The following is a 12,060-nucleotide window of genomic DNA, read 5'->3' on the forward strand; positions in this document are numbered from 1 at the left end:
CGCGTTTGCCTATCCGGCCGGGTTGAGTACGCTGCGCCTGTACATCTTCAATGCCCGATGCGCTCCGTCGCGAGGGGACATCAGGACATCGGATCGTCCATCATCGTCGCCGCGCGTGACGAGGGAGTGCTTGCATGGCTGCCAATCGCCCGATCGGTCGTCTCATCGGGTTCATCGTCGGCGCAGCGTTGCTCGCCGGCGTCGTGGCGTCGGTGTTCCTGATCGACTGGACGCGTGAGCCCCCCGAGGTGGAGACTCCGGTGCGTCCGCTGATGACGCTGGTGGTGGGCGACCGCGCCGCCGTCGCGCAGAGCTACCCGGCGCGGGTCCGATCGCTCCAGGAGGTCACGCTCGCGTTCGAAGTCGCCGGCGTGCTGCGCGAGCTGCCCGTCGTGCGAGGGCAGCGCGTCGCCAAGGGCGACATGGTCGCGCAGCTCAACCTGCGCGACTTTCAGAGCCGGCTCGACGCGGCCACCGCCCAGTACAACCTGTCCCAGGCCGAGTTCCGCGGCGCGTCGATGGCCCTGGAGCGCGGCGCAGCCACGCAGATCGAGGTCTCCCGCTTCGGCGCCGCCCGCGACCTGGCGCTCGCGCAGCGCGAGATCGCGGAGAAATCACTGGAAGACGCGACGCTCTACGCGCCCTTCGACGCGCTCGTCGCGGATGTCTTCGTCGACGCGTTCCAGAGCATCTCTCCCCATCGAGAGGTGCTGCGCCTTCAGGACAACACCACGGTGCGCGTCGAGATCAACGTCCACGAGGGACGCGTCGCGTTCGCGCGTCGCTTCGAGAACCGCTACCGCCACGCCGCGAGGTTCGATTTCCTTCCCGGCCAGCAGTTCGACGCCACGCTCGTCGAGTACACCACCGAGGCCGATCGCGCCACGCAGACTTTCAAGGCGATCTTCGAGGTCGTTTCTCCCGAGGGGGCGACCATCCTCCCCGGCATGACCGCGACCATCGTCGAGATCGCGCTGGACGACCCCGACCTCGCGCTCGGGCACGAGTACCTCCCCATCGATGTCGTCGGGACCGACGGCCACGGCGCCCGCTTCGTCTGGCGCGTGCAGGAAACCGCCGGGGGCGAGGCCACGGTCTCGCGCGTCGATGTGAAGGTCGGCGAAATCGTCGGTGACTCGATCATGATCCTCGATGGCGTCAGGCCCGGAGATCGCGTCGCCGCCGCCGGTGTTCAGCACCTCGCCGAGGGCCAGCGCGTCCGCCCGATGCGCCGCGATCGCGAGGCGACGACGCGATGAACATCGCCGCCATCTCCATCAGGTACCGGCTGTTCGTGACCGTGTGCGTGCTCACGGCGGTGCTCGCCGGCGTCTGGTCGTACAAGACCATGGGGCGCCTCGAAGACCCCGAGTTCGCGATCAAAGAGGCGCTCGTCGTCACGACGTATCCCGGCGCGTCGGCGCTCGAGGTCGCCGAAGAGGTCACCGACGAGATCGAGACCGCGGTCCAGCAGATGGGCCAGCTCGATCGCGTGACGAGCCAGTCCGAGCCCGGGCGCTCGACCGTCACCGTCGTGATCCGCGACGAGTACACCAGCGCCGACCTGCCGCAGGTCTGGGACGAGCTGCGCCGTCGCATCAACGATGTGCAGCGGTTCCTCCCGCCCGGGGCGCAGACCTCCATCGTCTTCGACGACTACGGCGATGTTTTCGGCGTGTTCTACGCGATCTACGGCGACGGCTTCGACTACGCCCAGCTCGAAGACCACGCCAAGACGCTCCGACGCGAGCTCCTGCTGATCCCCGACGTGGGCAAGATCGACCTCGCCGGCGTGCAGGAAGAGGTCGTGTACGTCGAGTTCTCGCGCGAGCGCATCGCCAGTCTCGGGCTCTCGCCCGACCTGCTCTTCGCCGCGCTCGAGGGCCAGAACCTCGCGACGCCCGCCGGGCGGATCCGTTCGGGCGACCGGCACATCCGGCTCGAGCCCACCGGGCAGTTCACCAGCGTCGAGGACATCGAGAACCTGCTGATCATCAACCCGGCCCAGCCCGGGTCGCGCCTCTACCTCCGAGACATCGCGACCGTCACGCGTGGGTACACGGACCCCGCGCGGATGCTCATGAAGTACAACGGGCGCCCCGCCGTCGGGCTGGCGATCTCCACCGTCGCCGGGGGCAACGTCGTGCGCATGGGCGAAGCGATCGCCGTGCGCATGCGCGAGCTCGAAGAGCAGACGCCCATCGGCATCGAGATCGGGCTCATCGCGCACCAGGCCGACGAGGTCAACACCGCCGTCGCCGGGTTCGTCGTCAGTCTCTTCCAGGCGGTCGCGATCGTCGTCATCGTGCTCATGCTCGCCATGGGGCTTCGCAGCGGCGTCATCATCGGGCTCGTGATCGCCCTGACGATGTTCGGCACCTTCCTGCTCATGAAGCTCACAGGGGTGATGATCGAGCGCGTCAGTCTCGGCGCCCTCATCATCGCGCTGGGCATGCTCACCGATAACGCCATCGTCATCGTCGACGGCATGCTCGTCTACATCCGCAAGGGCATGGACCGCGTCGAGGCCGCCAACAAGATCGTCAAGCAGACCATGATGCCCCTGCTCGGCGCGACGGTCATCGCCGTGCTCGCGTTCGCGGCGATCGGTCTCTCGCAGGACCGCACAGGCGAGTACACCCGCTCGCTCTTCCTCGTCCTCCTCTACTCCCTCGGGCTGAGCTGGGTGCTCGCGATCACCGTCACGCCCGTCCTGTGCTACTGGCTGCTGCCCACGCCCAAGGACGGCGGCAGCGACGACGAGTACTCCGGACGCGTCTTCACCGGCTACCGGGGGTTCGTCGGGCTGTGCATGCGCTTCCGCTTCACCACGATGGCGGTCCTGCTCGTGTCGCTCGTGCTCTCGATCTGGGGGTTCGGCTACGTCACGCGCAGCTTCTTCCCGCCCTCCACGCGCCCGCAGTTCATGGTGCACTTCTGGCAGCCCCAGGGGTCGCACATCGAAAGCACCGAACGCGTCGCGCTCGCGATCGACGAGCACGTGCGCACCCTCGAGGGCGTGACCGGCGTCGCGTCGTTCGTCGGCGCCGGATCGCCCCGCTTCCTCCTGACGTACTCGCCCGAGAAATCCAACCCGGCCTACTCCATGCTCCTCATCTCGGTCGAGGACGCTTCGTACATCGACGGGCTGCGCGAACAGATCGAGTCGTATGTCGCCGAGAACCACGCCGACACCTTCGCGCTCGTGCGCCGTTTCGCGCTCGGCCCGGCCGACCTGCAGAAGATCCACATCCGCATCCGCGGCGCCGAGGCCGACGTCATCCAGACCATCCGCGAGCAGGTCCTCGCCGAGCTCACGGCCGACTACGACGTCGTCGACATCCGCGACGACTGGCGCGAGCGCGTCCCACTCGTGCGCCCCAACGTGCAGGAGATGCAGGCCCGCGACGCCGGGCTCACCCGGCGCGACATCGCCACGGCCATGCGCTTCCAGACCGACGGCGTGCCGGTGGGCGTCTATCGCGAGGGCGACACCCTCCTGCCCATCGTCGCACGCCCCCCGGCGTCCGAGCGAGCCGCGATCATCGACGTGCGCGACGCGCAGATCTGGAGCCCGGTGGCGCGCCAGCGCATCCCGATGCGCCAGGTCGTGGGCGACTTCGCGGTCGACTCCGAGTTCACGATGATCCAGCGCCGCGACCGCCTGCCCACGCTCACCATCCAGGCCGACGCCGCCAGCGACAACGCCAGCGCCGCCGTCGACCGGCTCATGCCGCGCATCGCCGAGATCCCCCTGCCCGCCGGCTACAGCATCGAGTGGGGCGGGGAATACGAGAACTCCGCGCGCGCCCAGAGCGCGATCTTCGGCAACTTCCCGCCCGTGATGCTGCTCATGGCCCTCACGGTCATCGCGCTGTTCAACGCGCTGCGACCGCCCCTGATCGCGTTCCTGATCGTGCCACTGAGCATCGTGGGCGTCACCGCCGGGCTGCTGATGACCAACCAGCCCTTCGGCTTCATGGCGCTGCTGGGCTTCATGAGTCTGTCGGGCATGCTCATCAAGAACGCGATCGTGCTGCTCGACGAGACGCAGGTGCGCCTGGCGAACACGCCCAGCCGTTTCGACGCCGTCCGCGAGGCGGGCGTGAGCCGCCTCCGCCCTGTCGGGCTCGCGGCGTTCACGACCGTGCTCGGCATGATCCCCCTGCTCGGCGACGCGTTCTTCGTCGCGATGGCGGTGACCATCATGGCCGGCCTGACCTTCGCGACCGTGCTCACGCTCGTCGTCGTGCCGGTGCTGTACGCGATCTTCTACAACATCAAGCCGGGCGAGGCGCCCCGACCGAACATCGCGTAAGCACTCCGGCGGATCACCTCATGCGCTCCGCGTTTCAGCGCGGGCGTTCTGTCGGCGTGATCCCCTTCACGGGCCGCACCGGCATGTCCTCGGTGCTCGGCGCCTCCGGCGCACGCAGCCGCAGCGCCATGGCCTGGGCGCGACGGCTGTAATCGATCGACTCGCCGAGAATGCGCGCGGCCTCCTGGTCGGCGTGGAAGCCCTTCGAGTTCTCGCTGCTGATGAAGTCAAGACGCCACATCGCCTTGCGCTGCATCGCGAAGACCTCGGCCAGACTCTCGTCGGGCACGCCGGACGCCTTCGCCTCGAGGATCGCGTCGAGCATCTCGGTCATCGCTTCCGCGGCCCGCTCCATCAGCGCGACGGTGCGGTTCTGAATCGTCGCGACGCGCTCGCGCAGGTCGCCCTCGCTCACGTTGTGGCACTGCTGGCAGGCGCTGTTGATGTTCTCCATCGGGCTGCGCACATGATGGTTGGTGACCTTCATGGCGCCGACGCGCTCGTAAGGCATGTGGCAGTCGGTGCAGCTCACGCCGCTGCGCGCGTGGATGCCCTGGCTCCACAGCTCGAACTCCGGGTGCTGGACCTTGAAGATCTTCGCGCCGGTCTCGCCGTGGATGTAGTCGTGGAACTCCGAGCCGTCCGCGAAGGTGAAGTCCTCCCAGAACTGCTCCATGTCCTCCATGCGCAGGCCGTTACCCCAGGGGAAGGTCAGCGTCGCCTTGTTTGCGCAGTAGTACTCGACGTGGCACTGACCGCAGACGAACGAGCGCATCTCCTGCCGGCTGGCGAGGACATTCGGGTCGTAGGGCTGCTTGCGATCGCCGCGACGCCACTTCTCGACGCTGGGCATGTGGGGTACGGCCGAATCGGACTCGGCGAGCGCCGCCATGCCGAGCATGAAGCCCGGGCGCGTGATGCGCACCGCCATCGTTTTGGGGTCGTGGCAGTCGATGCAGGTGACGGGGTGCGCCTCGCCGAGCAGCGCGTGGCCCTCGGGGACGGGCTGGCCGGCGATCGTGCCGTCGAACCCGCCGTAGGGGCCGGCGGGGAAGACCGGGGTGTTCTCGTCGGGCGTGCCGTCGGGCGAGGCGTAGAGCATCGCGAGCACCTCGTGGTACGGCTTGCGGCTGAGTTCCTCGAAGCCGCGGATCACCGCCGGCATGTTGAAGTCTCGAGCCAGCGCCTCGTCGTCCGTCGGCAGGCCCATCGCCTCGAGGCCGGTGCGCCGATAGAGCACGGTCGTCGACGCGTGGCAGTGCAGACACGCCCCGGCCTGCGGGCGCTGCGTCACGCGCTCGGTGACGGTCTGGTCGTAGAGCATGTACGCGTGGCCCCGCGCCTCGCGGTAATCGATGCTGAACGCGTACCCGGCGTAGAGACGCTTGAGCCACGGGTTCGACTCGAGTTTGCTCTCGGGCAGCGCGCTGCTGCCGCCATAAAACTCGTCTCCCGCGGTCGACTTCCACCCGTCGAACTGCTGCGGCCAGTTGCGGCCCCACGGCTCGGGGTCGGTCGAGATTTCGGTCACCTCGGCGACGCGCACGAAGGGCAGACGCGCGGCCTGCTTGTGGCCGAACATCACGATCAGCACCCATGTCACGACGGCGGCGCCGACGGCGGCGACGAGGAAGACCAGCACCAGCAGCATCGCGTTCCCCCGCCTCGAGAGGCCGGGAACGAGCCGCGTGAACGAGCGGGACGGATCAGTCATGGCCGGCCTCCAGGGTCAGACCCTTCGGACGCTGCGAGTGCCCGACATCGGCGTGGCATTGCACGCACAGCAGCATGTCGGCGCCGCGGGTCGCGGGGAGCATGTGGTTCACGAAATCAGAGTGGCAGTGCAGGCACGCGTTCTGCGTGACGCGACGGTTCCGCGGCTTGATGCGGATCGGTTCGTGGAAGTTGTTCGTCGTGAAGGCGAGCGAGTGGAAAAACCCGTTGTCGCCCTTGGTCACCCACTTGCCCACGAAGTCGTGCGGCAGGTGGCAGTCGTTGCAGGTCGCGACGGCGGCGTGGCTCGACCTGAGCCACGCGTCGTAGTGCCCCTGCATCACATGGCAGTTGGCGCAGGACGCCGGGTCGTTCGTGAGGTACGCGGTCCCCTCGCCGTAGCCGAAGGTGAACGCGCCGAGCCCCCCCAGCATGCCCAGCATCGCGGCGGTCAGCATCGGCAGCACCGCGAGCCATCGGCGCTTGCCGCGGAACGGCCCGACGAACGCACGGCTCAGGATGCTTCGAACGGATCGCTTCATCGCTGCTCATCACTCGTTGCGGCGTTCCCTTCGCTGCCTGAAGCCCGCACTGTAACAGATCCTGCCCGTCGCGCGGGGAGGAGCGCCAGCGACGCGATGAAGGCCTGGCTGGCGACGAAGATCCACATCCACCTCGCCGCGGAGTCCATGAAGCCGTAGGAGTGCAGCCCTACACCAAGCATGTTGGTGCCGAACCAGCTCCACGCCGTCACGACGTTGCCCCCGACCGCGAGGGCAGCGATGCCTCGCTCGCGGACCATCCCGCCCCATCTGGCGTGCAGCACGATCGCGTTGAGCAGCACGACCAGCGCCGCGCCGTTCTCTTTCGGGTCCCAGCCCCAGAAGCGACCCCAGGACTGGTCCGCCCAGATCCCGCCCAGAACCGTGCCGACAAAGCTCAGCAGCAGCGCGAAGCACACCGTCCCGTAGATCATGCGCGACAGGGCCTGGGCGCGTTCCTTCGTGAGCCACCCCGTCGCGCAGCGGGCGATGAGGTACACCGCGCCGAGCGCCCCCGCCAGGAAGGTTGCCGAGTAACCCAGCGTGATGGTCACAACGTGGGTGGCGAGCCAGAAGTTGGTGTCGAGGACCGCCTGCATCATCTGCATCGTGTCGCCGTCGTTGCCGAGGTTGTGGGCCACGACGAGCGTGCCGAACCCGACCGCGGCCGACGCGAGCGCCGAGACACCCAGCGTGTGCAGGCGCTCCAGCAGCAAGCCGACGAGCACCGACGCCCACCCGACGAACACAGCGGACGAATAGAGGTTCGTCACTGGCGGACGCCCCTGGAGGTGCATGCGCATCACGATCGCGACCGTGTGCACGATCACCGCCGCGACGATCATCCACACCGCCGAGACGCGCAGGCGTTCCGCCCATCGAAGTCCGGCGTCGTCGGCCCGCGCGCGGAAGAGGAAGGACGCCACCAGCGCGAGCGACGCGAGCACGTACACCGCCGCAGCGCCGGTGAACATGGACGCGCGGTTGAACCACACCTCGAGGTCCATGCGGCGCATCACGCCGGGGATGTCCCGGCGCAGCAGGTCGGCGTACGCCCCGGCGGCGCGCTCGAAACCGGCCCGGTCGCCCTCGTGCTGCGCGCCGAGCATGGCGGCGTAGTGCGCCACCGCGGGGTGCGGCTCGCGCCCGAACCCCGACTCGAACGCCTCGCGGAACCCGCGCCATTCCTCGCCGGGGCGCAGCGGCGGGACGACATACGGCTGGTGCATCCCCTGATGCTCCAGCAGCTCCGTCACCTTCCGGTAGAGCGCGAGGACTTCGCGCTGGAAGGCGTCTCGAGCGCGAGCCGGTGTCTCATCGGCGCGCGTCGCCTGCTCCAGCACCTCGCGCCAGTGCGGCTCGATCTCGCGCAGACTCACTCGCGAGCCGTCTTCCGGCGAACGATCCAGCAGCGCGTGCACGCCGGGATGATCCACCCGTACCACCGGCAGATCCGCGACGACCTCGGCCCGGGCGACCAGCTCGAGCAGGAACTCCACTGCGCCGACGCGCCCGGCGTCGCCGGTCTCGACCGACCGGCGCCCGCCGGCGACCATCAGAAGATTCCTCGCCGCGCTGTCCATCGGCATCACGCGCCCTCCGGCCGAGACCGGCAGCGACGCGAAGTCGCGGACATCCACGCCCGAGCGCGGCTCCGGGGCGAGCAGCGCGCTCAGCGCCACGCCCAGGCCGATCGCCAGGGCCGCCATGCGCAGCGCCGCGCCACGCGCGTCGACGCCGCCAGCCCACGGCTCGCGCGCGGCCTTCGCCCCGCGCCGGCGCAGGTACGACACGAGCGAGCGCGTGAAGTGCAGCGTCATCCCGGACCCAACGAGAATGCACGCGGCGTAGGGCAGCAGCCAGCCCGGATTCCGGACGACCTGCAGCACCGTGCCCGAGCCGTCGGGCTTGTACGACGCCTGGTAGAAAGTCTCGCCGCGGTAGCGCAGCGGGTTGTTCATCCAGATCAGCGCCTCGCGATCGACGCCCCGCTCGGGATCGACGATGCGCACCCGGCTCGAGAAGTTGCGCGGTATCTGGGTTCCCACGAACTTGTCGTGCCGGAACTCGTGCAGGTGGATCTCGTAGGGCTTGTAGGTGCGCGTGAACCGCAGCGACACGCCGAAGGTCGTCCCGTCGATCTCCACCGGCTGGTTCACCAGAATGGCGGCGCCGACGAGCCACGTCCCGAGCGTCTCGCCCTCGCGACGGAGCGTGATGTACGCGGCGGGCAGATCGACCTGCCCGCCGTCGACGCCCGCCGCCTGCGCCATCTCGACGGCGACGAGTTCGCGTCCGAGCCCGTGCGTGGTGTGCGGACCCCTCGGGGAGGGCGCAACCTCCGAGTTGGGCATCCAGCGATCGACGACGATCTCGAATGGCAGGCGTGGATCGGCGATCGGCTCGCCCGCGCGCGCCGCGAGCGCCACCTGGGTGTGCGGCACGCTCACGACGCGGTCGAAGGACGGGTCGCTGGGGTCGACGACGACGAGCTCGGCCTCGCGCACATCCTCGACGAACCGCGCGCTCGAACCCTGATCGATGCGCATCAGCCCTTCGGTCGCGAACCAGCCCGTGACGAACTCGCCGACCAGCAGCACGATCAGCCCGGCGTGCAGCATGATCACGCCGAAGCGCTTCCACGCCATGCGGAAGCGCATCGCGTGCGCCGCGAGCAGGTTCACGATCATCAGCCCGGCGATGAGCGACCCGCCCGGCAACGGGACCAGCGGCGCCGCGCCGGCCTCGACGCCGGGGATGACCAGCCCGGGGTCGACCCAGGCCACGGCGCTGCGGAAGTACCCGTCAACGACCTGCCAGACGCCCAGACGGGTCTGCGCGAGCGTCCCCACGAAGATCAGGACCATCGCCGCCGCGAGCAGGACGACCGTCAGTCGGAGCGACGCCATGGCCTTCAACGCGGTTCGCATCATCGCTCCCCCACCGGATCGGACGCGACGAAGGAGCGCGCAAACGCCAGCACCCGGGCTCGCACGCGCTCGATCGCTTCGCTGTGCACATCCGCCTTCACGAACCACGTGCGAGACCGCGCCGGCTCTTCGAGCCCCACGGCCACGGTCGCACGATCCTCGTTCACCAGCGTGACCGCGTACGCGCGGAAGCCGAGCGGTTCGAACCGCTCGACGATGCCCGGCAGATCCCCCTCGGCGACGGGCGCAAGCCCGAGCTGCGTCCGCCAGCGGTTCACATTTGCGAGCACTCCCCCGACATCGCCGGGGAAGCGCGTGAGCACGACCGACACGACGCCCGACTCGTCGTCGAACTCGAAGACCGCGAGGCGCGCCGGGGAGCCGGTCGCGACCTCGCGCCACCCATCCGGGAGCGTCCACCGCGCTGCGTGGTCGTGCGTGTGCGCCGGCGCACGACCGGCCGCCGGCCCGGACGCGCCGACCTCCGGACCCACGATGATCTCAACGCCCTTGGGCGCGCGTCGCTCGGCGATGCCCGGGTCGCGATCGCACGACATCGCGCAGAGACACGACGCCGCGATCAACGCGCGCACGCCCCGGCTCTGGTGCTCGAATCTGCTCATCAGTACCTCATGTCGACAGCCGGGTCACTGATTCGTGTCTTTGGACGACGGAGCGGGGACGAGTTTCCCGACCGTCAGCGCCGTGCAGAGCGGCTTGGAAGCCGACGGCTCGGTCATCAGCTCGTGAATGGTCGATTGCGCGAAGCCGCATTCGATCTGCGCCATCGCGTCGTCGATCCGCCTGTGCATCGGGCAGAGCACCGCGCCGTGGGACTCGATGCCGAGCGGGCAGGTTCGGATGCGTTCGATGGGGTCGATCGCGTTGATGACATCGAGGACGGAGAGCGTCCTGGGATCGCGCTCGAGCGTGAACCCGCCGTGCGCGCCGCGCTGGGCCGACAGAATGCCGACCTTCGCGAGCGACTGGAGCACTTTGACGAGATACCCCGGCGAGGCGCGCGTCGCTTCGGCGATTTCACGCACCTTCTGGGTCGAGCCGGGTCGCTGGGCGAGCCAGACGACTGCGCGGAGCCCGTATTCGGATGCGTCGGAGAGCAGTCGCACGCTTGGGGAGACTCCTTCTAAACGGGACGATCAAGCATACACAACCCGCGCCCGGGGCTCAGGACGCCGAGGCGACGAACGCGTCGCTGTGGATCGCCCGCATCGATGCGCCGGCGAGGAACGCGGCCTTGCGGATCACTCGCACGAACTCCGGGTCGCCGCACACGAACACCCGCCGATCCGCGAGCGATGGGAAGCGAGCGAGGACGATCGTGTCGACCGGGCCGATATGGAGCCCGGGCGCCGGCTGGCCCGAGAGCACGCACGGGTGATAGGCCACGCCCGGGCGCGTGCGCTCGATGTCGCGCAGTTCGTCGACGAAGTAGAGCCCGCCGGCGTCCCTGGCGCCGTGGAAGAGGGTGATGGGCCCCCGATGGCCGCGAAGGATCGCGTCGCGCATCACCCCCAGGAGCGGGGCGAGCCCCGTGCCGACGCCGACCAGGACGATCTCCTCCGCCGGGTCGGGCGACTGGTAGTGACAATCCCCGTACGGGCCGCGGACCTCGACCGGGTCTCCCGCGCGAGCGCCGTCGAAGAGCCACGAGCTCATGCGCCCGCCGGGGATGCGACGGACATGAAACTCGAGCGCGCCGTCGTCGGAGGGCGTGCTCGCGACCGAGTAGCTGCGCGTCAGGCCGTCGGCGCGGACGAGGTTCACGAACTGCCCGGGCCTGTACTCGAAGGGCGCATCGGTGCGCACAAACACGCGGACGACATCGCGCCCCGCCGACTCGACGCGCTCAATCCGCGCATGCGCGGACGCGATCGCGTCCGTCGGCTTCGCGACGGTCATATCGCCCGTCGCGCGGCAGACGCAGGGCAGAAAGAACCCCTTCTCGCGCAGCGCCTGAGGCAGCCCGGCCTGCGACGCGCCGTCGGGCGTCCCGTCGATCGCGCGCATCATGCAGCACCGGCAGACACCCGATTTGCACGAAGAGGCGACGGGCTCCCCGGCGCGGAGCATCGCCTCGAGCACCGGCTCGCCCGGCGAGGCCTCGATGGCGCGCCCCTCATAGGTAATGGTCGGCATGGTGCGTCTCTCGGCGCTCACGCGCTCGTCAGCGGTCGAGCACGTCGTCTCGGACCGAATTCGCGAGCGCGGCGACCTCGGCGATCTGGTCCTCGCGAGCCCCGAGCTCGCGAAGCGTCTGCCCCAGATGCTCGAGCACGATGTCCACGTGCGAGTCGTTCAACCCGCGCGCGATCAGGTGCCGGTGGCCCTCGCGCATGCTCTTGCCGGTGTACGCGTGCGGCCCGCCGAGCACCATCGTGAGGAAGCCCTTCTGCTTGGCGGCCTGACGCTCCATGTCGACGTCGTCAAAGAAACCGGCGACCCGGTCATCGGACAGCATCTTCCTATAGAAGATGTCGACCGCCTGGTCGATCGCCGCGGAACCACCCAACTGCTGGTACAGACTGGACATAGGTGC

At 69.1% G+C, this 12,060-nt stretch carries 9 protein-coding genes; 2 read left to right on the forward strand and 7 right to left on the reverse strand.

The annotated features are described in order from the left end of the window. The first annotated feature begins 134 nt into the window (after positions 1-134). Together KF684_13820 and KF684_13825 are read left to right on the forward strand one after the other, a co-directional pair. Positions 135-1,259, forward strand: a complete 1,125-nt coding sequence (locus KF684_13820) for an efflux RND transporter periplasmic adaptor subunit (protein ID MBX3354003.1) — start codon at positions 135-137, stop codon at positions 1,257-1,259. Then, positions 1,256-4,318: an efflux RND transporter permease subunit gene (locus tag KF684_13825; protein MBX3354004.1), complete on the forward strand. Its 3,063-nt coding sequence runs from the start codon at positions 1,256-1,258 to the stop codon at positions 4,316-4,318. Before KF684_13820 ends, KF684_13825 begins: the two co-directional genes overlap by 4 nt. A 34-nt stretch (positions 4,319-4,352) precedes the next feature. Here the strand turns inward: KF684_13825 and KF684_13830 are convergent, their stop codons facing one another. The 7 genes from KF684_13830 to KF684_13860 are packed head-to-tail and all read right to left on the reverse strand — an operon-like array spanning position 4,353 to position 12,054. Beyond that, positions 4,353-6,032, reverse strand: coding sequence for an ammonia-forming cytochrome c nitrite reductase subunit c552 (locus KF684_13830; GenBank protein ID MBX3354005.1), 1,680 nt, complete (start codon positions 6,030-6,032; stop codon positions 4,353-4,355). Further along, on the reverse strand, positions 6,025-6,573 hold the full coding sequence (gene nrfH / locus KF684_13835; protein ID MBX3354006.1) for a cytochrome c nitrite reductase small subunit: 549 nt from the start codon (positions 6,571-6,573) through the stop codon (positions 6,025-6,027). The genes KF684_13830 and nrfH overlap by 8 nt, the downstream gene beginning before the upstream one ends. Then, the gene (gene ccsA, locus KF684_13840) at positions 6,570-9,503 is read right to left on the reverse strand and encodes a cytochrome c biogenesis protein CcsA (protein MBX3354007.1); all 2,934 of its coding nucleotides are present in this window, start codon (positions 9,501-9,503) and stop codon (positions 6,570-6,572) included. The genes nrfH and ccsA overlap by 4 nt, the downstream gene beginning before the upstream one ends. Further along, on the reverse strand, positions 9,503-10,126 hold the full coding sequence (locus KF684_13845) for a hypothetical protein (protein ID MBX3354008.1): 624 nt from the start codon (positions 10,124-10,126) through the stop codon (positions 9,503-9,505). The genes ccsA and KF684_13845 overlap by 1 nt, the downstream gene beginning before the upstream one ends. Before the next feature lie 24 nt (positions 10,127-10,150). Beyond that, positions 10,151-10,630 (reverse strand): Rrf2 family transcriptional regulator, encoded by a 480-nt coding sequence (locus tag KF684_13850; GenBank protein ID MBX3354009.1) that lies wholly within the window; start codon positions 10,628-10,630, stop codon positions 10,151-10,153. Positions 10,631-10,688: 58 nt separating this feature from the next. After that, on the reverse strand, positions 10,689-11,660 hold the full coding sequence (locus KF684_13855) for a 2Fe-2S iron-sulfur cluster binding domain-containing protein (protein ID MBX3354010.1): 972 nt from the start codon (positions 11,658-11,660) through the stop codon (positions 10,689-10,691). 28 nt (positions 11,661-11,688) lie between these two features. Further along, positions 11,689-12,054: a group 1 truncated hemoglobin gene (locus KF684_13860; protein MBX3354011.1), complete on the reverse strand. Its 366-nt coding sequence runs from the start codon at positions 12,052-12,054 to the stop codon at positions 11,689-11,691. Positions 12,055-12,060: the final 6 nt, after the last annotated feature.

Source organism: Phycisphaeraceae bacterium, assembly GCA_019636675.1.
Taxonomy (GTDB): Bacteria; Planctomycetota; Phycisphaerae; order Phycisphaerales; family UBA1924; genus JAHBXC01.